The sequence below is a fragment of the Chryseobacterium hagamense genome (assembly GCF_007991455.1).
GTDB classification, from domain to species: Bacteria; Bacteroidota; Bacteroidia; order Flavobacteriales; family Weeksellaceae; genus Chryseobacterium; species Chryseobacterium hagamense.
Genome location: NZ_BJYJ01000001.1, coordinates 349,373 through 369,890 on the forward strand (window position 1 = coordinate 349,373; position 20,518 = coordinate 369,890).

19 protein-coding genes are annotated in these 20,518 nt (G+C 43.7%); 10 read left to right on the forward strand and 9 right to left on the reverse strand.

Going from position 1 to position 20,518, the window contains the following annotated elements; genetic code table 11:
* Positions 1-7: 7 nt before the first annotated feature.
* The 3 genes from CHA01nite_RS01490 to CHA01nite_RS01500 all read left to right on the forward strand — a co-directional run bounded on the left by CHA01nite_RS01490 (position 8) and on the right by CHA01nite_RS01500 (position 2,209).
* Positions 8-706, forward strand: coding sequence for a DsbA family oxidoreductase (locus CHA01nite_RS01490; protein ID WP_146939446.1), 699 nt, complete (start codon positions 8-10; stop codon positions 704-706).
* 390 nt (positions 707-1,096) lie between these two features.
* Entirely contained in the window at positions 1,097-1,678 is a 582-nt protein-coding gene (locus tag CHA01nite_RS01495; protein WP_146939447.1) for a 5'-methylthioadenosine/S-adenosylhomocysteine nucleosidase family protein, read from the forward strand.
* A gap of 9 nt (positions 1,679-1,687) precedes the next feature.
* Entirely contained in the window at positions 1,688-2,209 is a 522-nt protein-coding gene (locus tag CHA01nite_RS01500; protein WP_146939448.1) for a GNAT family N-acetyltransferase, read from the forward strand.
* A gap of 522 nt (positions 2,210-2,731) precedes the next feature.
* On the opposite strand, the gene pdeM is transcribed toward CHA01nite_RS01500, so the two are convergent.
* The 5 genes from pdeM to CHA01nite_RS01525 all read right to left on the reverse strand — a co-directional run bounded on the left by pdeM (position 2,732) and on the right by CHA01nite_RS01525 (position 11,023).
* Entirely contained in the window at positions 2,732-3,376 is a 645-nt protein-coding gene (gene pdeM / locus CHA01nite_RS01505; RefSeq protein ID WP_146939449.1) for a ligase-associated DNA damage response endonuclease PdeM, read from the reverse strand.
* 229 nt (positions 3,377-3,605) lie between these two features.
* A complete protein-coding gene (locus tag CHA01nite_RS01510) occupies positions 3,606-6,053 on the reverse strand; it encodes a ligase-associated DNA damage response DEXH box helicase (protein WP_262712128.1) in 2,448 nt (815 codons plus the stop codon).
* 153 nt (positions 6,054-6,206) lie between these two features.
* Entirely contained in the window at positions 6,207-7,787 is a 1,581-nt protein-coding gene (locus CHA01nite_RS01515; RefSeq protein WP_146939450.1) for an ATP-dependent DNA ligase, read from the reverse strand.
* Positions 7,784-8,809 (reverse strand): ligase-associated DNA damage response exonuclease, encoded by a 1,026-nt coding sequence (locus CHA01nite_RS01520; protein ID WP_146939451.1) that lies wholly within the window; start codon positions 8,807-8,809, stop codon positions 7,784-7,786. Before CHA01nite_RS01520 ends, CHA01nite_RS01515 begins: the two co-directional genes overlap by 4 nt.
* 732 nt (positions 8,810-9,541) lie before the next feature.
* Positions 9,542-11,023 (reverse strand): aminotransferase-like domain-containing protein, encoded by a 1,482-nt coding sequence (locus CHA01nite_RS01525; protein WP_146939452.1) that lies wholly within the window; start codon positions 11,021-11,023, stop codon positions 9,542-9,544.
* Between the two features lie 63 nt (positions 11,024-11,086).
* Between CHA01nite_RS01525 and CHA01nite_RS01530 the strand changes: the two genes are divergently transcribed.
* From CHA01nite_RS01530 to CHA01nite_RS01560, 7 genes are all read left to right on the forward strand, one after another.
* Positions 11,087-11,710 (forward strand): hypothetical protein, encoded by a 624-nt coding sequence (locus CHA01nite_RS01530; RefSeq protein ID WP_146939453.1) that lies wholly within the window; start codon positions 11,087-11,089, stop codon positions 11,708-11,710.
* Positions 11,700-12,812, forward strand: a complete 1,113-nt coding sequence (locus tag CHA01nite_RS01535) for an aminotransferase class I/II-fold pyridoxal phosphate-dependent enzyme (RefSeq protein WP_146939454.1) — start codon at positions 11,700-11,702, stop codon at positions 12,810-12,812. Before CHA01nite_RS01530 ends, CHA01nite_RS01535 begins: the two co-directional genes overlap by 11 nt.
* A 27-nt stretch (positions 12,813-12,839) precedes the next feature.
* On the forward strand, positions 12,840-13,481 hold the full coding sequence (gene bioD / locus CHA01nite_RS01540; protein WP_146939455.1) for a dethiobiotin synthase: 642 nt from the start codon (positions 12,840-12,842) through the stop codon (positions 13,479-13,481).
* Positions 13,474-14,463: a biotin synthase BioB gene (bioB, locus tag CHA01nite_RS01545; protein ID WP_146939456.1), complete on the forward strand. Its 990-nt coding sequence runs from the start codon at positions 13,474-13,476 to the stop codon at positions 14,461-14,463. The genes bioD and bioB overlap by 8 nt, the downstream gene beginning before the upstream one ends.
* Before the next feature lie 109 nt (positions 14,464-14,572).
* A complete protein-coding gene (bioA, locus tag CHA01nite_RS01550; RefSeq protein WP_146939457.1) occupies positions 14,573-15,883 on the forward strand; it encodes an adenosylmethionine--8-amino-7-oxononanoate transaminase in 1,311 nt (436 codons plus the stop codon).
* Between the two features lie 40 nt (positions 15,884-15,923).
* Positions 15,924-16,460 (forward strand): GNAT family N-acetyltransferase, encoded by a 537-nt coding sequence (locus CHA01nite_RS01555; protein ID WP_146939458.1) that lies wholly within the window; start codon positions 15,924-15,926, stop codon positions 16,458-16,460.
* Positions 16,461-16,658: 198 nt separating this feature from the next.
* Positions 16,659-17,366, forward strand: coding sequence for a YetF domain-containing protein (locus CHA01nite_RS01560; protein ID WP_146939459.1), 708 nt, complete (start codon positions 16,659-16,661; stop codon positions 17,364-17,366).
* A gap of 142 nt (positions 17,367-17,508) precedes the next feature.
* On the opposite strand, the gene CHA01nite_RS20430 is transcribed toward CHA01nite_RS01560, so the two are convergent.
* The 4 genes from CHA01nite_RS20430 to CHA01nite_RS01575 form a co-directional block, all read right to left on the reverse strand.
* Entirely contained in the window at positions 17,509-17,670 is a 162-nt protein-coding gene (locus tag CHA01nite_RS20430) for a hypothetical protein (RefSeq protein ID WP_170234664.1), read from the reverse strand.
* Between the two features lie 622 nt (positions 17,671-18,292).
* Positions 18,293-19,108: a ferritin-like domain-containing protein gene (locus CHA01nite_RS01565; protein WP_146939460.1), complete on the reverse strand. Its 816-nt coding sequence runs from the start codon at positions 19,106-19,108 to the stop codon at positions 18,293-18,295.
* Positions 19,109-19,132: 24 nt separating this feature from the next.
* Complete coding sequence (locus tag CHA01nite_RS01570) at positions 19,133-19,840, reverse strand: ferritin-like domain-containing protein (RefSeq protein WP_146939461.1); 708 nt, start codon at positions 19,838-19,840, stop codon at positions 19,133-19,135.
* 89 nt (positions 19,841-19,929) lie between these two features.
* Positions 19,930-20,499 (reverse strand): fasciclin domain-containing protein, encoded by a 570-nt coding sequence (locus tag CHA01nite_RS01575; RefSeq protein WP_146939462.1) that lies wholly within the window; start codon positions 20,497-20,499, stop codon positions 19,930-19,932.
* Between the last annotated feature and the right edge of the window lie 19 nt (positions 20,500-20,518).

Genomic DNA, 20,518 nt, shown 5'->3' on the forward strand with positions numbered 1-20,518 from the left:
CAATACAATGAAAATAGAAATCTGGTCGGATGTGATGTGTCCGTTTTGCTATATCGGCAAAAATAACTTTGAAAAAGCGCTAGCTCAACTTCCGTTTAAGGATGAAGTGGAAGTGGAATGGAAGAGTTTCCAGCTGGATCCTACCCTCCACCCTAAAGAAACAAAATCCACTTTCGATTATTTCAGGGAGAAGAAAGGTTTTCCCGAAGCACAGGCCCAACAGATGATCAGTCAGGTCAAACAAATGGGTGCCGGTGCGGGAATTGATTTCCAGTTCGAAAAGGCTTTGATCACCAATACGTTTGCAGCACATAAAATCCTGCATCTGGCCAAAAAATACAGCAAATCCGACGAAATGGAAGAAGCCCTTTTCACGGCGCACTTCATCGACGGAAAAAATGTCGGGGATCATGAGACCCTGGTTTCTCTGGCCGCATCTACGGGAATCGATCAGGAAGAAGCCAGTCAGGTCTTACATTCAGAAACCTTCGATGCTGAAATCGGTAAGGATATTGAGGAGGCAAAGATCAATGGCGTTTCCGGTGTCCCTTTCTTTATCCTCAACGGTAAATACGCGGTTTCAGGAGCCCAGCCGGCCGAACTCTTTGTCAGTGCGCTTCAGCAGACGTATGATGAAACGGTTGTGCATTCAAAAATTCAGACAGATAACAACGCGGCGTGTGATGTTGACGGTTGCGAAATCTGATAAACATTCAGGGGGAAATTAAAACAGATGTAAGATTAAGGAAGTTTCACACATAGGTCAGGTGAGATGAAGAGGCACTTATTGTGTATATTTCAGAGCACATCAGATAAAAAATCAGAGATTTTTCAGGAGTTCAGCTTAATTCTGGTAAGATGGCTGAGACTCTCAAAGCTCCGCTTCCGGACTGACGATTATTAACCACCATAGTCACAAAAGAAATATTGGCTGTATAAAGTTGAATGCCTCACGTTTAAAACAGCGTACAAAAGTTTAAAAATCAAAATTTTATACCTCGTGATGAAACGATGGCCTTTCCGGTGGCTGAGCGGAGCTGAAGCCACGTTATCATCCGAGAACCTATAGTTAAAAAGCAGAATAAGAAATAATAAAATGATCAGAATAAACGAAGGACTGGAATTTCCCCTTGAAGATACGCTTTTTGTCTTTGCCCTGGATTCGGAGGCAGGAAAAGTGTTCAATGATAAAAACAAACTGATAACCGGCATCGGCAAGGTAAATGCCGCCATGGAACTGACGAAAGAAATTTACCGCAAACGCCCGAAGCTGATCGTTAATCTCGGATCGGCAGGAAGCCAGAATTTCCATAAAGGTGATATCGTCTGCTGCACCAGGTTTATCCAGCGGGATATGGATGTAAGAGGCTTAGGTTTCAGTCTGTATGAAACCCCATTATCAGGCATACCGCCGGTTTTGGAATACGGAATTAAACACCACGTCCTTCCGGAAGGCATCTGCGGAAGCGGCGACAGTTTTGAAATGAACCACTCTGAAACGGTGTACAATATCGTGGATATGGAAGCCTATCCGCTGGCCCTTATTGCGATGAAAGAAGAAATCCCGTTTCTGTGCCTGAAATACATTTCCGATGACGCCGGAAGCGATGCCGCGGACGACTGGGCGGTACAGGTGCATCTGGCATCGGAAGCCTTTAAAACTATTTTATTTACATAATTTCTAAAAATGATATCCATTCACATGATCATGGCTTCCCTGAAAGATCTTGCTATTTTGCAGGATCTGGGAAGGCAGACCTTTTACGAAACCTTTGCTCCGCATAATTCCGAAGAACAGATCCGGCAGTATCTGACCGAAAGTTTTGCAGAAGATAAATTAACCCGAGAATTAAAACATCCCGATTCCCTGTTTTTCATCGCATGGGAAGAAGAGAACCCGGTAGGGTATTTAAAAGTAAATTCCGGGGAAGCACAGACGGAACTGCAGGATGACACTTCGCTGGAAATCGAAAGGATCTATGTGAGAAGTTCGCATCATGGTAAAAAGGTCGGCCAGCTCCTGTATGACAAAGCCCTGGAAACAGCTGTTGAACAACAGAAAAAATATCTTTGGCTGGGCGTCTGGGAAGAAAACCACCGGGCCGTCAGCTTTTATAGGAAAAACGGATTCGAGGAATTCGGCAAACATATTTTCAGATTGGGAGATGAAGAGCAGACCGATCTGATGATGAAGAGAATGTTGGATTAAGTAAATTTGAACTTAACAGGCTGGGGCCGGGAAGCAAAAGCCGGTAATTTCTTTATAAATTCAACGCGAATTAGACCCTATCTGACTGAATTACAATCGGACATTATAAGAATCGGAATTTAATCCGGTGAATCAAAATTTTGGATAGATTTCTTATTTGTAAGGTGAATCCGAACGTATTGATATCCTATTCAGCCGATTATATAACTCAAAAAGAAAAATCAGAATGATTCAGTCGGGATTTTGGATACCTCTCATCCTGGTAGAACCAATAAACGGTTCACCCTTCTGACAGGATTTTATTCTACCCCTGTACCAAGCCGTTTCTTCAGGACTTTAAAACGATATTCATCCGTCTCCGATTGAAAAATAACCAAAAACCTGTTATTGAGGATTAAATAAAAACTCCTCTGATAAAGTGGTAATCTATTCAGTTTAATGATCAGGGCCTTTGATCCTCTATTTGATACGAGAAACTTCCGGCATCCGGCATCTTTCTTCCAGTCTCATCCGATTTCTACTTTAAATCTCATAAATCTCAGCATCCGTAAAAACATAGAATTTTCCTTTTTTAGGGAGATTTTTTGTATCCAGGCCTGTAAACTCACTGAAGGCAGGAAGCAGCAGCTGGTTGTCGGTGACGACAAAACACGGCAGCTTTATTTTCTTTACGGAAGAATGGATGACGAATCCGGGATGGATGTGCCCGGTTACCTGGAATTTTTCCTGTTTTTTTTCAAAATCATGGATGAAAAGAAAATCTCCGTTCTCAAAGGATCTTGATTTAAAATTCAGGCATAATTTCGCTTCGAGTCTTTTAGAAAGGCGGTCGTGATTGCCCTCTACAAGATAAAACTGCAGACCGGGATACTGATTCCGCCATTCGCAGAATTCATCTACATCCGAATTGTCTCCCGCATGCAGCAAATCGCCGACGACAATAAATTTTTCAGGCTGGAAATATTCAATCAGGATCGAAAGCCGCTCCAGGTCGTTTTTCATCAGATGACTGGTCAGGGCAATGCCATTTTTCCGGAAATGAGCCGCTTTGCCGATGTGCAGATCGGAGAGGATCAGTGCTTTTTCTTTCTTCCAGAACAAAGCTCTCTGATTGGTTAAAGTAAACTGTTCGTTTTGAAGGGTTATATTTTTTGTTACGATTTTCATTTTTAATTGTTCGAATGTAGAGGTCGGTGGTGAATGGTCAATCTGCTGCGCTTGTCAATTTTTAAATGATACGAAAAACGCATTGGCGAAGCCACATTCACTATTTACCATAGACTTTTATAATAAATAAATGTTGAGCAGTCAATTCCTCCGGGACAATGGCCGGTTTTAAATGATTTCAGAAAATTCACCTGCAAAGCGAAATTCACCATTGACGATTGACAATTCACTATTTCACTTTCCTTGCCTGCTGGATGAGTTTCTGGATCCTTGAATCCAGGTCTTCGCTGGAAAGGGTCTGCCTCAAGCTGTCGACTTTTATCGGGAAACTTAATGGGGTAAAGGTATTGGCAAATTTCAGGATTATTTTTGACTTTTCAATACGTTTGAAGGCTTCAACGAGACGCTGCTCCTGAAGCTGCGCATTAAAAACCTCCGTATACGATTGCCTTACCAGGAAATGATTCGGATCGTAATCTTCCAGTACTTTGAAGATCAGTCCGGCCGAACTCTGAAGCGATTTATTGGAACGTTGCTGACCCGGGAAATTCTGGACCACCATCCCCGAAATTACCGCAATGTCACGGAACTTCCGCCGCGCCATTTCTGCCGCATTGATGCTGGAAATCACATCATTCATCAGGTTATCTCTCGTCAGGATCTTATCCAGGTTGTCTTCATTCAGCGGAATTTCCTTATCGCTGAACAGTTCGAAACCGTAATCGTTCATTGCCATCGAAAAAGAGATCGGGGCCAGCTTGGAAATCCGGTAAGCCACCAGAGCGGCCATCACTTCGTGCACCAGCCGTCCCTCGAACGGATACATAAAGAGATGATAGCCTTCGCGGTTCTTGATGAGTTCCACCAGGAATTCATCTTCTTCCGGAATGTGGGAACGTTCCTGCTGATTGACCAGCAGCGGATGCAGGAATTTCAGTTCTTTTTCTGAAGATTTCGGATTGAGTGCACCGGATAGTTTCTCCCTCAAAAATTGGCCGAGATTGGTACTTAAAGGCAGCCTTCCGCCAAGGTAACTCGGAGCAAAAGCTTTGCCCTTAGATGCCCTCACAAAAACGGTCATATCTTTGATCATCGCCACCTCCAGCACACGTCCGGCCAAAATAAATTTATCTTCTTTTTTTAATCTTGAAATAAAATATTCTTCCACCATCCCGATGTAACCGCCGGAAATAAACTTGACCTTCAGCATGGCATCGCTCACGATTACGCCCATATTCATCCGGTGCAGCATCGCAATTTTTCTTGAAGTCACTTTATACAGGCCATTCTCATCGATCACGATTTTATGGAATTCCTCGTAACTTTTCAGGGCTTTTCCGCCGATGGTGAGGAAATCCAGCATGCCTCTCCATTCTTCTTCGTTCATCTCGCGAAAAGCATAGGTTTCCTTGATTTTAGGATAAAGTTCATCCGGAAGGAAACCATCTCCGACCGCAAGGGTCATCAGAAACTGTACGAGAACGTCGAAACAAAGAACCTGTGGATCACGCGGCTCAATGACGTTATTTTTGACCGCTTCTTTCAATGCGGAAACTTCAATAAGTTCCAGGGAGTGGGTGGGTACACAGTATATTTTTGACGTTTCGAAAGGGGAGTGCCCGCTCCGTCCCGCCCGCTGCAGGAACCGGGCCACCCCTTTAGCCGATCCGATCTGGATTACGGTATCCACCGGTTTGAAATCAATCCCCAGATCCAGCGATGAGGTGGAAACCACGGCTTTAAGCTTTCCATTGCTCAGGTTTTCTTCAATCCATATTCTCAGATGGGCATCGATGGAGCTGTGGTGGATGGCGATCTGTCCGGCAAAATCCGGATAGGCATTCAACAGCAACTGGTACCACATTTCGCTCTGGCTCCGGGTATTTGTAAAAACAATGGTGGAATTGGAATTCAGGATGATCGGAACAACTTTATCGGCCAATTTATGCCCGAGATGACCTGCCCAGGGCAAAATTTCAACTTCATCCGGAAAAACGGAAAGAATATCGATTTTCTTTTTCTCCTTAGCAGTGATTTTTGTTTTTTTAATGTCGTACGGAATCAGCACTTCCATTGCTTCATCGAGATTACCGATGGTGGCAGTGATTCCCCAGATCTTCATTTTCGGAATATAAATTCTCAGCCGTGAAATTCCCAGTTCGATCATAACACCCCTTTTTGAACCCAGCAATTCATGCCATTCATCAATCACAATGACCTGAAGGTTTGTAAAAAACTGCTGATGGTTTTTCTGTCCGAGCAGGAGATGCAGACTTTCGGGGGTAGCCACCAGGATGTCCGGCATATTTTTAACCTGCTGCTGGCGCACTTTAGGATCGGTGTCGCCGTTCCGTACGCCCACGGCCCAATCGAGACCAATCTCATCAATGGCTTCCTGCATGGCTTTGGCGATGTCTTTGGAAAGCGAACGGAGCGGCGTAATCCAGATCATCTTCAATCCTTTCCCATACTTGTCAGGATGGTTCAGGAAATCGGAAATCAGGGCTAAAAAAACGGAATAGGTCTTACCGAAGCCGGTAGGCGCCACGACCATCCCGCTGTAGCCGTTCCCAAATTTCCACCACGTTTCCGTCTGGAACTTAAAAGGAGCATTGCCCTTTTCGCCCATCCAGTTCCGGATGATCTGGTAGCCGCCGGTATTTTCAAATGCTGTCAAATTATTCTGTATGTTTTAGTTAACTACAAATGCAAAAAAGATTTAATATGATTTTAATCTTTTCAAAAAATTATGCGCAACCTTTTTTGGACTTTAAATTTCCAATTAATTAAACTTTAAAAAAGAGCTTTCGTGACTTTTGTGGTTAATTTTCTACTGTATCAGTTTCTTCACCTCTTCCAGTTCGTCAATTTCATCTGCCGTCTTGTCTTTCCGCCATCTCAGGATCCTCGGGAAACGCAGTGCGACACCGCTTTTATGGCGGCTGCTGAACCCGATGCCTTCAAAGGCAATTTCAAAAACCAACTCTGCTTTGACTGTTCTGACGGGCCCGAATTTTTCAATGGCATTTTTGTTTACAAATTTGCTGACTTCCATGATTTCCTTATCCGTCAGTCCGGAATAGGCTTTGGCAATGGTGACCAGTTTATCTCCATTTTTTACGGCAAAAGTATAATCGGTATAATAGGCGCTTCGCCTCCCGCTTCCTTTCTGGGCATAGATCAGGACGGCATCAATCGTAAGAGGATTGATTTTCCATTTCCACCAGTCGCCTTTTTTTCTTCCTGAGTGGTAGAGCGAATTTTTCTGCTTCAGCATCAGTCCTTCACTGTTGATTTCCCTGGAAGCTTCCCTGATCTTATCCAGTTCGTTCCATTCATTAAATTCAATCATTTCAGAGAGTCTGATGTTTTCCGGATTTTCATTTAACAACAATTCTTCCAGCATCGCCCGCCTTCCGGAGATAGGTTTCTCCCTTAAATCATTGCCTTCCAGTTCCAGGAGGTCATAAGCGAAAACCTCTACCGGGATTTCCGATAACATCTTTTTGGTTAAGGTTTTCCGGTTGAGGCGTTTCTGCAGTTCATTGAAATTTAAAACCTTGTGGTCTTTTACTGCCAGGATTTCTCCGTCGATCACAAAATTGCCGTTCATTTTTTCAACGGCCTCTTTCACTTCCGGAAACTGTTCCGTGATTAATTCTTCCCCCCTTGACCAGATAAAAACTTCGCCGTTTCTTTTGATGATCTGGCCGCGGATGCCGTCCCATTTGTATTCGATCTGCCACTCATCCGGCGTTCCGAGTTCCCCAAGATCCTTCTCCAGCGGATAAGCCAGACAGAACGGATAAGGTTTTGAGTTATCCGGGTTTACATTCTCGGCGTCAATCAGTTCCTGAAAAGAAACTTCATTCGGCAGCCATTTTCCCATCAGGCTGTGCATCAGCGCACTGGATTCCTGCTCGGAAAACTTAGTCAGTGCATTGATCAGTGTTTTATCTGAAACCCCGATCCGGAAACTTCCGCCAAGCAGCTTGTTGAAAATCAGCCGTTCCGTATAATCCAGCCCGTTCCATGAAGTCAGGATAAATTCTTTTTTTTCGGCATCGGTTTTATTCTTCAGGCTGACGATATCATCCATCCATTCAGATAAGGAACGTTCAATTTTTTCAGTTGGCGGCGGAAGGATCAATGAGATCGTTTCCCCTAAGTCTCCAACGGAAGAATAGCTTTCCTGGAACAGCCAGAAAGGCAGTTGCGTAATATCGAGTGCCCATTCTTTCATATAATTGCTGTTGACGTTCCGTTTCGGCCTTTTACCCGTAAACAGGGCTATAAACCATACTTTGTCCTCATCGGGCGCACGTTCAAGATAGTCGATAATGGCATCGATTTTCGCATTGGTCTTATTGGTGCTTTCCAGTGCGTTGATCAGTTCGGCAAAATTCTTCATGGCTCCGGATTTTTAACGGTTTCTTTTTCAACTTCCTCTTCGTCATCGTCTCCATAAAGGGTTTCCACTACGTCAGACCGGATTCCGATCTCATTCAAATATTTGGAAAATACTTCGGTCTGTCCATGAGTAACGTGAACGATCTCGGCTTCGGTGGCTTTAATGGCCTGAAGCAGCCCTTTCCAGTCGGCATGGTCACTCATGGCAAAACCGGCATCGGCACTCCGCCATCGTCTTGCTCCCCGGACCTGCATCCAGCCGGAACAGATCGCGATGGCCGCATTCGGAATTTTTTTGATTACATTGGAATCCATCAGTGCGGGAGGGACGATGACGATTTCGTCCTGCACGTGCTTTACACTTTCCCTGAAATCCGGAATTTCATAATCCGGAAGCTTGATGCCTACCGTTTCAAAAGCTTCGTTCAGTTTCCCGATCGAGTAGTGGACGTGGATTTTTCCCATTCCTTCCACAGCCTTCATGATTCGCTGGGCTTTCCCCAGGGAATAACCGATAAATACGGAGGTTTTCTGATTTTCTTTATTCCGGAGCACCCAGTTCTGAAGTCTTTTATTAAGATCATCCACTTCAAGCCAGTTGTAAATCGGCAGCCCGAACGTACTTTCCGTCACAAACTCATTGCACTTTACCAGTTCGAACGGAGTACTTAAACCGTCGTCCTGGACTTTATAATCGCCGGAGACGACACTTACATAGCCCTTGTATTCCAGACGGATCTGTGCCGAGCCGATAATGTGGCCCGCAGGATGAAACGAAACCCTGACGCCGTTCATGTTAATGACTTCACCGTATTCCACACTCTGGCATTCGATGTCTTCGCTGATCCGTTTGTATAAAATAGGTTTTGTAAAATGGTGGCAGAGGTACTTTTTCATTCCCCAGCGTGCGTGGTCGGCATGTCCGTGGGTAATTACCGCCAGATCAACCGGCCGCCACGGATCGATATAAAATTTTCCCTGCGGGCAGTAGATGCCTTTGTTTGTGAATTTAATAAGCTTCAATGGTGTGTGTGATTTGGATTTTAGTATTCAAAAATCTAACCAATCAAATCCCGCGGTCAACAATCCGGCCGTTTTGAACTTTTGTAAATTGCAATTTTGCACAAAATAAAAGATGCCATCGTACTCACACTAAGTTATGTGAATTCGTTCAAATTAACTTCGGCTTATTACTGAATTTATGTTTTAAATAACGTGAATTCAACCGTATTCATATCATATTCAGCCGATTATTTAACTCAAAATAAAATTAGAATGATTCAGTCAGGATTTTAGATACCATTCATTTTAGCAAAACGGATACACGGTTCACGCTTCTGACAGGATTTTATCCGATCCTGTACTGAGCCGTCCCTTCAGCACTTTAAAACGACATTCGTCCCTCTCTGACTGAAAAATAGCACAACTGATTTTGAGGGTTAAATAAAAATTTTTCTGATAAAGTGATAACCAATTCACCTTGATGATCACAACCTTTAATCCTGCATTTGATAAGAGAAACTCCCGTCATCCATCCTCTTAATCCAGATTATTCGTCGAGTTCATCGTATTCTTACCTAAAGTAACGTAAATTCGGTCGTATGTAACTTATATCCATTTGCTTAATTAATTAAAAAATAAAATTTAATTGATTTTACTTTTGACAAAAGTAACTTCCAGCATCCGGCATCTCTCTTCCAGCCTTACGATCACACTTCTACATCAAGCTCATATTAAAGTATGATGGAACTTCCGTTATAATGTCTCTTTTACTGATTCGGAAAAAATTTCCATTGACTTTTCCATTTCATCAGTATTCAGGTTTCCGAAACCGAGCCGCATGGCCGTCAGGTTTTTATTCTGATACAGCAATGTTTTAGGAATAAACAGATTATTCCGGGCACAGTTTCGTGCCAGCTGCATAAGATTCACTGGAACCTGCCAATCCAGCCAAACTGCAAGGCCGCCGGAAGGTTTCTCGAACCGCAGAAAACTGCCGAGGTTTTCCTGAAGTAATACCGCAAAACGGTCCCTTCTTTCCTGGTACACCTTCAGTGATTTTTTTAAGTAACGGCTGATTTCCCCTTCCGCAATCATTTCGCCCAATACATGCTCCATCAGGATATCGCCCTGCCGGTCGATGATCCCAAGGTATTTCCTCATTTCCGCCATCAGGTTTTCCGGGGCTACAATAAAGCCGGTACGGAAGCCGGGCGCCAGAGATTTTCCGAATGAGCCGGTATAAACCACCATGCCGTTGCTATCGGCACTCGCAAGCGGCAGGATCGGGCTTTTTTCATAATGGAAATCATAATCGTAATCGTCTTCCAGGATGATAAAACCGAATTCCTGGGCCAGCTGCAAAAGTTCGAGCCGGCGTTGGGCACTCAACGTAACCGTAGTGGGGTAGTGATGGTGCGGAGTAAGATACAGCATCCTGATTTTCTGTCTGTGACAAATGGCACGCACTTCCTCCACATTGATGCCTTCACCATCAATCGGGACGGATCTGATCTGTACTCCTGCTTTCTGGAAAATCATATTTACCGAGAAATAGCTCAGCTCACCGACCAGGACCGTATCGCCTTCCGACAACAGAATTTCGGAAACAATATAGATGCTCATCTCCATACTCCTGGTAATCAGCAGATTATTTTTGGAAATAGGAAGCCCTCTTGTAAGGTTGAGGTATTTTGAAAGATGATGTTTGAAAAATTCACTCCCGTCCTGGCTGTACTGACCAATTTTATGGGCTTTCCGTTTTAAGGTGGAGCTGTAAATTCTGGATTGCTGATCGATTTGGGTCAGGCGGATATCGGGGATACCGTCATTAAATATGTATTCGCACGGCGACCGCTCGAAAGGATTATCTAAAATATTGGACGTCCTAAAAGAAAAGCCGGCCTGTTTCGGATAATTTTCCAGATGCTTCTGCTCGGGGGTCTTCATCCCAGACGGCCGTGTTTCATTTTTTCCGATGACGAAAGTTCCTCTGTTGGGAAAACTTTCGACCCAACCCTGCGCGAATAATTCGTCATATACCGAAACGGCCGTATTGCGGTGCACGCTCAGAATCCGGCTCATCGTGCGTGTCCCGGGCAATTTTGTTCCAAAAGGCAGGAACCCGCGCTGGATTGCATTAATTAACTGATTTGAAATCTGCAAATACACAGAAACTTCGGAATTTCTATTGATTTTAATAAAACCCTGGTAAGGAATTTCAACCGGACTATCCATAATCTTAAAACTGGCACCATATAACCATCCGGCAATATACTACTTTTGAACCAAACTTTAAGAATGGAATTATACACTCTACTGGAAGGTATTGTAAAAGATGATTTTACACATGCAAAATGGCTGAACACACTTTCTTTTATGGAAAATGCGGGAGCACGGAAAATATCGGCCTGTGAACATTCCTCGGAAGTCAGCCTGATACAGCTGAAGCACGCAGCAGAAGAACACCGGCATGCTTATTATCTGAAGAAACAGATTTTAAAAATAAGTAACGAAGTCTGTACGGCTTATCAGAGCAACGAACTTTTAGCGCCTTTGGCAACAAGACAATATTTGCATTCGCTGGATATCAAAGCATGCCGTTATCTTCAGAAGCAATTCAGGTTATCGAAAGAGGAGTTAAAATACGCGGCTTATCTTTTCGTAACCTATGCGATTGAGGTAAGAGCCGACGAACTGTATCCCGTCTATCAGGAGGTACTCACCAGATATTCTTCCAAAATCATGGTAAAGTCCATTATCCTGGAAGAAGAAGGACATCTGGAAGAGATGATCCATCAGCTGAATGGTTTTTCGGAAGACTGGAAGATGCACGCTGAGGTAATTCTGAATATTGATCTGGCCCTTTATCATCATTGGATAACATCTATTTCGGAGGAGATTACTAGACAGTATGATGTTTGACGAAAATCATTTTCAGGAGACTCTACAGAAGAGACGGGAAAACGGAAATTTTAGAAGTCTGAAACCCAAAGAAGAGGGTATTGATTTTTATTCCAACGACTATCTGGGACTGGCAGGAAATACCGGCTTCCGGAATATACTGCTGGAAACAGTAACGGAGAATCCCGGATTGCTGACGGGAAGCACAGGTTCACGGCTGATCAGCGGAAACAGCCTGGCAGTTGAAGAAACGGAGACGTTTATTGCTCAGGAACACCAGTGCGAAGCGGCCCTGCTTTTTCCGTCCGGTTACAATGCCAATCTGGCGCTGTTTTCCACGCTGCCGACCCGCCATGATACTGTTATTGTGGATGAAAAGGTCCACCGGTCGGTTCATGATGCCTGTAAACTGTCGAATGCAAAAAAACTGAAGTTCAGACACAACGACTGCTGTCATCTGGAGCAGATCCTGGAAAGACAGACCGGTCCCTGCTACATTGCCATCGAAAGCCTGTATTCTATGGACGGAGATGTAGCCCCGGTAAAAGAAATTGCAGGTATAGCCGGAAGGTACAACGCCCGATTGATTGTTGATGAAGCCCATGCCTTCGGGGTATTCGGGTATGGTTTGGTAGACCGGTACCGACTGCAAAATCAGGTAGCCGCAACTGTCATCACTTACGGAAAAGCATTGGGAGCCCATGGGGCCGCAGTGCTGACAAACAACCTGATCCGATCGTACCTGGTAAATTTTGCCTCACCGTTTATTTACACTACTGCCGCCCAGGATTTCCTGTGGATGAGCATCAGGAAAGGATATGAATTTTTGAAAGCCAATCATGAAATATCCGGCATGCTTCAATATAAAATCGGGATATTCCGCGAGGCACAACTGGAAGGTCCTTCAGCTGAAGACAGCCCGGTCCGGGCCGTTATGGTGCCTGATAATGACCGGCTGAAGAACCTGCATCACCGCTTACTTAAAGATGGATTTCTGACGTATGCCGTATGCAGCCCCACGGTAAAGCCGGGAACGGAAAGATTACGCATCTGCCTGCATAGCTTTAATACGGATGATGATATTCGGTCTCTTACCGGATTGATTAAGGAATTTTTTAGCTGAAGGAAATCCAGATCAAAAATAATACATATGAATTTAAAAGATAAAAAGCAGGAACAAAAACTAGTCTTTGTAACAGGAATTGGTACTGAAATCGGAAAAACAGTGTGTTCTGCAATACTGACGAAATACCTCAATGCCGACTATTGGAAACCGGTTCAATCGGGAGACCTGGACTTCTCAGATTCGATTAAGATCAAATCCTGGGTTGGTGAAGAGGTGATTTGCCATCCGGAGGCTTACCGCTTTAAACTGCCGGTATCACCGCATCAATCGGCAAAAGAAGAAGGGATAAAAATTAATTTAAATGAAATCAGGCTTCCCGAAACCCGTAATAATCTCATCGCAGAAGGAGCCGGCGGGCTGATGGTTCCGCTGAACGACAGGGAATTTATCATTGATCTTATTGAAAAGCTGAATATCCCGGTTGCCCTCGTCGTCAGGAATTATCTCGGATGTATCAACCACACCCTGCTTTCCATGATGGCTCTGGCCCAAAGAAAAATCAGAATGGAATACCTGATCCTCAACGGAAACTTTCCGCCGGATACGGAAAACATCATCTGCAAAAATATACATTTTGGAACCCGAATCCTCAGAATTCCGGATATGGCGAACCTCACACCGGAAAATATAGAACATGTAACAAATAAATTAAAAAATAATGACTGATAAAACCGTCCTGAGAAACGACTGGACCAGAGAAGAAATTGAAGCAATCTACCACCTTCCGCTTCTGGAACTGGTTTATAAAGCTGCTACCGTTCACCGGGAATGGAATGATCCGGAAGAAATCCAGATATCTACGCTGCTTTCCATCAAAACCGGTGGCTGTCCGGAAGACTGTTCTTACTGCGGGCAGGCTGCCCGGTACCATACCAACATTAAAGTTCAGGCCCTGCTTCCGACCGAACAGGTACTTGAACATGCCAGAAAAGCAAAGGAAGGCGGATCATCCCGTTTCTGTATGGCAGCTGCGTGGCGGGAAGTGAGAAACAACCGGGATTTCGACCGGGTAATCGATATGGTCAAAGGGGTCAACGAGCTCGGCATGGAAGTCTGCTGTACGCTCGGCATGCTTTCGGAAGAACAGGCCGAACGGTTACAGGAAGCCGGCCTGTATGCGTATAACCACAACCTGGATACTTCGGAACAGTATTATGAAGAAATCATTTCCACCCGTACTTTTGATCACAGGATCAATACTATTAATAATGTCCGCAAGGCAGGAATCACCGTCTGTTCGGGAGGCATTATCGGATTGGGAGAAACACATCGCGACAGGATATCGATGCTTTTAACACTTGCTACTATGCCGAAGCATCCTGAATCCGTTCCCATCAATGCATTGGCCAGGGTAGCCGGGACGCCGCTTCAGGACAATGAAAAGACCGATACCTGGGAAATGGTAAGAATGATTGCTACCGCAAGGATCATTATGCCGTCCTCCATGGTACGCCTCAGTGCAGGAAGAATGGAGATGAGCGGATTTGAGCAGGGCTGGTGCTTTATGGCCGGTGCCAATTCAATTTTTACAGGAGAACGGGAAACCCTTCTGGTTACCCCGAACCCCGGTATTTCGGAAGACCTTCAGCTGCTGCAGACTCTGGGGCTGAAACCGATGGGACGGGCAGAGGTGAGTTGTGAACTGTGAATTGTGAATGTTCAATTGTAAGGTTTTTTACCTGCATCTAAATTCACAATTGACAATTGACAATTCACTATTGAACCACTCATTCATCATAATCAAATCAAAAAAAAAAATGTTCAAACCCATCAAAAATCCAAAAACCACCCGGAACATAAATCTTTCCGAACGCGACCGTACCGTCAACTGGCATCCGTATACCCAGATGAAAACCGACGGCTATGCGGTACCCATTGTGAAAGGGCAGGGTGTCTACCTTTTCGATGATGCCGGGAAAAAGTATATCGATGCCGTATCTTCTTGGTGGGTAACCCTGCACGGCCACGCCCATCCCTATATTGCCCAAAAGGTTTCCGAGCAGCTGCATACGCTGGAGCAGGTTATTTTTGCCGGTTTTACCCATGAGCCGGCGATACGGCTTTCTGAAAATCTATTAAAGTTGCTGCCTGAAAATCAGGAAAAGGTTTTTTATTCCGACAACGGATCCACGGCAGTGGAAGTAGCGCTGAAAATGTGCATTCAGTTCGCCTGCAATAGAGGAAAGGAAAAAACAAAAATACTGGCCTTTAAAAATGCTTATCATGGTGATACTTTCGGAGCAATGTCGGTGAGCGGCAGAAATGCATGGACCCGTCCGTTCGATGAAATGCTTTTTGAAGTTGTCTTTATCGATCCGCCGAACAGTGAAAACCTGGATAAAACCAAATCGGTAATTGAGGAACATTCCGGTGAATGGGCCTGCTTTATATACGAGCCTTTGGTTCAGGGTGCGGCGGGAATGCTGATGCATGCTCCTGAAGACCTGTCGGAACTGATGAGGTTCTGCAGAGCGAATGGTATCTTAATGATTCAGGATGAGGTATTTACCGGCTTCGGAAGAACCGGAAAGCTGTTTGCTGCCGGTTATCTCACGGAGCAGCCGGACATCATGTGCTTTTCCAAGGGACTGACCGGCGGAACAATGCCGATGGGAATCACCACCGCTTCCCAAAGGATCTTCGAAGCTTTTCTATCGGAGAATCATGATAAAACCCTGTTTCACGGCCATTCTTTTACCGCAAACCCCTTAGCCTGTACGGCCGCATTGGCCAGCATGGAACTTCTGCTGAAAGAAGAAACCCTGAATGCCATCAGGATAATCTCTGAAAAACATCAGAAATTCTCAAAATACCTCATGGCGCATCCGAAGGTTCAAAACGTAAGGCAAACAGGAACGATTCTCGCTTGGGAAATAAAAAATGATGGCAGAACTTCTTATTTTAATGAGACGGGCAAAGAATTCTACCGGGAGTTTTTAATGAGAGGAATCATCATGCGTCCGTTGGGAAATGTGCTGTATCTGGTTCCGCCTTACTGCATTACACCGGACGAGCTGGATCTGGTTTACCGCAATATTGCTGAAGTTCTTGACAGACTTGACGACTGAAACGATAAAAGCTTTATTTTTGCATAAAGCAATATGATTTATGGAACTGTATACGGAACGATTACTCCTCCGGGATCTGCATGAAGATGATAAACAGGCGATTTTTGATTACCGTTCAGATGAGGAAGCCAATAAATTCCAAAGCTGGATCCCGGAAAGCCCGGAAGAGGCGGAACAGTTTATCGCCAGAAATACCAAGACATTCAATCAGCCGGAAAGCTGGTATCAGGTGCTGATCACGGACAGGGAAACGGCAGCCGTGATCGGCGATATGGGAATTCATTTTTTCGGCAGTGAAAATCTGCAGGTAGAACTGGGTATTACTTTGGATATACGACATCAGGGAAAAGGATATGCCGCCGAAGCATTGAAAGGACTTATCAGCTGCCTTTTCACCGATCTGCAAAAACACCGGATCATCGCATCCGTCGATCCGGATAACCGGGCATCCCTGAGATTAATGGAACGGGTCGGACTGCGTAAAGAAGGCCATTTCATTAAAAGCCTGTTCTGGAAAAATAAATGGGTGGATGATGTTATTTATGCTATTCTCCGGGAAGAATGGATAAAAAGATAAATTATAAACCTTTTCTTGCTGCTGCCTTTTTCAGATCACTATTCAACAAACTGCCGGCAGACCGGAATCTAAAGGGCCGCAAATCAGACCCGCCGATCATTTTCTACAATTTGTCAGAATAAGCCTGAAATCGGTCAGCCCACAACTCAATCCCGGACCTTGGCGTATTTTTTGACGCTCGGAACTTAAACAACCGTTATGTTATCCGTATTATTTTTAGAATTCAACTGGAAAGAGCTGCTGATGGGCCAGGAAGAATGGCCTTTTATCCTGGAAATTGTTATCCGTACTGTTATTATGTTCATAACCATTGTCATCGGGCTCCGCATTCTGGGAAAGAGGGGAGTGAAGCAGTTGTCTATTTTTGAACTTGTGGTAATTATTGGTCTGGGATCTGCTGCAGGAGATCCGATGTTCTATAAAGAAGTGGGAATTATTTTCTCGATTATTGTTTTTGTGGTTATTATCCTTTTGTATACCATCGTTACTTATCTGATTGCGAAAAATAAAAAACTGGAAGAGCTTATCGAAGGCAAATGCATCTGCCTGATCGATGACGGAGAATTTTCCATCGAAAACTTTAAGAAAGAAAATCTGGGAAGCGATGAATTTTTTGCTGAACTGAGACTTAACGGGGTTTCCCATCTGGGTCAGGTAGAAAAAGCCATTGAAGAAAGTTCCGGAGAAATCAGTGTATTCTTTTATGAAGATGAAAAAGTAAAATACGGTCTGCCTACAATGCCAGGTTCACTGGATCATCCTTTAAAACAGATTACACAAGACGGATATTATTCCTGCACATTCTGCGGGCATACTGAAAAAAAGGTTCCCGGCAATACCGGGACCTGTAAAAAGTGCGGCAAAAAAAACTGGGTACAGGCAAATAACAGAAGAAGAGTTACCTAAAACGAAAAAAGGCTCCTGTGAACAGGAGCCTAAAAAAACACAAATGATGAAAAAAAATTATTTCGATACACAAATATAGTAAAAATATTACCATTCGTTACACCATAATAGCGTTATTGATAAAATTTATCGGAAAATTTTATTATCCGGCGTTAAGCTGCTCTGAACTTGTGAAAAGCCCTAATGCCAACAGTGCGCAAATCCCTACGATCAGGACTTTTATCCCTTCTTTCGCTTTTGCAGAAGTATGACTTCCTGACGATCTGTTTTCAAAAAAACAAGGTCGTAATTTTTTCGTTTCCATACTATTTTTCACATCAAATTTTAAACCATCGGGCTCATTTCCATGGTGACATTTAATCAGACTTGAATAACTGAGATATCATAAAGTGTTCGCTGATTGTGGTAATAAAGAATAAACAATCTGTATGGTATCTTTGAATACCATTACCATATTTCAAATTTTTAAATGTCATACCCTTTCCGTGCGGTCAGGGTTTTTTATTTGCAATAATTTAATGTGAATCCGGCCAAACTGAAACCCTATTCGGCGGTTTACTGCAATCAGGAATAGAATTATTGCTTTCAGTCAGGGATTGCTTTTAATGGAACGAATAAACGGTTCAAGCTTCTGGTAGGATTTTATCTTATCCTGCACTAAGCCGGCCTTTCAGGACTTTAAAAACACTATAATTTGAATCTGCCTGGAAAATAAACAAAAGCTGTCTATTAAGGATCAACTTAGAACGTTTTCAGATGGAGTCACAAAATATTTGGTTTAACTACCAGATCATCTTTAATCCTATTTTTACAGGAGAGACTTCCGGTATCCTTTTTTCAGTCTATTGATCAAGGTTTTCAGCTACTGAATAAAAAAATCCCCTTCTGAAAACAGAAGGGGATAAACAGCTAAAATTAAGGACTTATCAGACAATAAACAATCCTGCAATCGTCTGAGCGTCACTACCACTTAAAATTTCGTCATAGGCTGCAGAACCTGCTGCTGCCCCGAACGAAGTACTTGTATTAAAACCAGCCTGGTTTACATTATCTTCTCCTGCGTACACCGGATTGGTTGCTGCAGGCATGTTCCCGCCGTTCGCCAGTTCAATCCAACCCTTATTGGCTCTCATTCTTCTCACCTGCGATGCATGCCTTGCTTCTACAGAGTGAATCTGTAAGGCAGCCTGCAGAACGGTTTTATTGGACATTACATTTCCTGCCTGTCCTTTATACGCTCTCACACCGGTATCTTCAAAAGCCTGTGCCAAAATAAGGAACTGGCTATAATTGGTAAAAGGAGTAAAATTTCCGCCTGCTGTAAAATCAAAATTAGGTTTTGCATTCGGGGTTGTTCCTAAAGATGTAAGTGTACTTTTCAGGAAAGCTACGTGAGCAGTTTCATGCTTTGAAATCTGCTGAAAAACCGTTCGGTCTGAACTTGGAATCAGTCCCGATGTATTCAAACCGATTCTGTAATATTCATCTTCCAGATATTCGAGAGTCAAGGCCAGCTGCAAGGCATCTGTCAATGTACTTTTGAAGAACATCGCATTTTTCTGGCTATCTACGGTTTCTGCTTTGGCCGGTGTACTCATTAAAGCACCGAGTCCAAGCGGAAGCGCAGCAACAGCTGCTTTTTTACCGAATGATGAAATATTGGTTAGGGTTTCCAATCTTGAGGTTTCTGTTGTGAAAAATTTATCGTCAGAAAGCTTATCTAGTAATTTAAGAATGTTCATAATGTAATTTTTTGAAGTGAATAATTAACCGATTCCCTGTTCTTTCCAGGTGAAAGGCGTTTTGATAAATCCTCCTGCAGCAGATACGATATCTTTCGGCTCCTTAGCAAGATCAAGTCCGTTTGCGTCGATCACATCATCACCTGAGAACGCTGCCGTCCCCGGGTTGATCAGGTTCCTGATAGCAGAAGCGTGTCTGGCCTCTACGGAAACGATTTTCCCTGCAATCACAAGATAATCCGGATTGGTGATGTATTTTCCGGCACCGTTATAGGCAGCTACCCCTGTATCTTCAAGTGCTTTTGCTGTAGCCAGTACGGAATTCCTGTCGTTAAAATTCACATTCGGATACTGGAACTCCAGTGTCGGCAATACGTTGGAAGTAGCTCCGCTGATGGCAGCCTTAAAGAAATCCCGGTGGATCACCTCATGGTGGTACAGGTCGGTGAAAATTTCCTTCTCGGCAGTTGAAATCCCTGAATAGAAATTATTAACCACTTTGGTATAGAAATCAGCTTCCAGCTGCTCAAGAGCATACGCATAGTTCAGGACGCCCACATCACCTTTCCCAAGGTCGAAAACATTGACGTCTACAAATTCGAATTCCTTATCTTCGCAACCGATGAGGGTAAGGCCGGCCATGGCAAGACCTACACCGCTCAGCTTCAAAAAATTTCTTCTGCCTGTATCCAGGGTTGCTCCCTGGTTAGACACATTGATCGTTTTTTTCATAATATTATTTATTTTAGCGTTAGTTTAAAATGAGAAAAGAAGAAAAAAACAGCATAAAAAAAATTATGCTGTTTAAAACTAAGAAACCATTACGGCATCAACACCGTATCTATTACATGAATAACACCATTTGACTGATTAACATCAGCAATCGTTACTTTTGCGTCATTTCCTTTGGAATCTCTTACATAAAGATTCTTGCCTTTTGCCCAGAAAGTTAATTCTTCACCTTCTACTGTTTTCATCATGGCCTTACCGTTACCGGCTTTCACTTCTGCCCAGATCTGCTTAGCACTGTATCTGCCAGGTAGAACATGATACGTTAGAATCTTGGTAAGCATCGCCTTATTTTCAGGCTTTACCAGATTATCTACCGTTCCTTTCGGCAATTTTGCAAAAGCAGCATCTGTCGGGGCAAATACCGTAAATGGTCCTGCTCCCTGAAGTGTTTCTACCAATCCTGCTGCCTTTACCGCTGCCACCAGGGTCTTATGGTCTTTGGAATTTACCGCATTTTCGATAATATTTTTAGAAGGGTACATCGGAGCACCGCCCACCATTACCGTTTTTTCTTTCATTTGCTGAGCTGCTGCCGTTCCGCTGAAAGCGAAAGAGAGGATAGCTATTCCTAAGGCAGTAATTTTTGTTTTTGTGTTCATTTTTTTGATTTTAAGTTCA

Bases quoted from the DNA above. Each gene is read 5' to 3' on its own strand.
- CHA01nite_RS01490 (WP_146939446.1), top strand. From the start codon at position 8: ATGAAAATAGAAATCTGGTCGGATGTGATGTGTCCGTTTTGCTATATC.
- CHA01nite_RS01495 (WP_146939447.1), top strand. From the start codon at position 1,097: ATGATCAGAATAAACGAAGGACTGGAATTTCCCCTTGAAGATACGCTT.
- CHA01nite_RS01500 (WP_146939448.1), top strand. From the start codon at position 1,688: ATGATATCCATTCACATGATCATGGCTTCCCTGAAAGATCTTGCTATT.
- pdeM (WP_146939449.1), bottom strand. From the start codon at position 3,376: ATGAAAATCGTAACAAAAAATATAACCCTTCAAAACGAACAGTTTACT.
- CHA01nite_RS01515 (WP_146939450.1), bottom strand. From the start codon at position 7,787: ATGAAGAATTTTGCCGAACTGATCAACGCACTGGAAAGCACCAATAAG.
- CHA01nite_RS01525 (WP_146939452.1), bottom strand. From the start codon at position 11,023: ATGGATAGTCCGGTTGAAATTCCTTACCAGGGTTTTATTAAAATCAAT.
- CHA01nite_RS01530 (WP_146939453.1), top strand. From the start codon at position 11,087: ATGGAATTATACACTCTACTGGAAGGTATTGTAAAAGATGATTTTACA.
- CHA01nite_RS01535 (WP_146939454.1), top strand. From the start codon at position 11,700: ATGATGTTTGACGAAAATCATTTTCAGGAGACTCTACAGAAGAGACGG.
- bioD (WP_146939455.1), top strand. From the start codon at position 12,840: ATGAATTTAAAAGATAAAAAGCAGGAACAAAAACTAGTCTTTGTAACA.
- bioB (WP_146939456.1), top strand. From the start codon at position 13,474: ATGACTGATAAAACCGTCCTGAGAAACGACTGGACCAGAGAAGAAATT.
- bioA (WP_146939457.1), top strand. From the start codon at position 14,573: ATGTTCAAACCCATCAAAAATCCAAAAACCACCCGGAACATAAATCTT.
- CHA01nite_RS01555 (WP_146939458.1), top strand. From the start codon at position 15,924: ATGGAACTGTATACGGAACGATTACTCCTCCGGGATCTGCATGAAGAT.
- CHA01nite_RS01560 (WP_146939459.1), top strand. From the start codon at position 16,659: ATGTTATCCGTATTATTTTTAGAATTCAACTGGAAAGAGCTGCTGATG.
- CHA01nite_RS20430 (WP_170234664.1), bottom strand. From the start codon at position 17,670: ATGGAAACGAAAAAATTACGACCTTGTTTTTTTGAAAACAGATCGTCA.
- CHA01nite_RS01565 (WP_146939460.1), bottom strand. From the start codon at position 19,108: ATGAACATTCTTAAATTACTAGATAAGCTTTCTGACGATAAATTTTTC.
- CHA01nite_RS01570 (WP_146939461.1), bottom strand. From the start codon at position 19,840: ATGAAAAAAACGATCAATGTGTCTAACCAGGGAGCAACCCTGGATACA.
- CHA01nite_RS01575 (WP_146939462.1), bottom strand. From the start codon at position 20,499: ATGAACACAAAAACAAAAATTACTGCCTTAGGAATAGCTATCCTCTCT.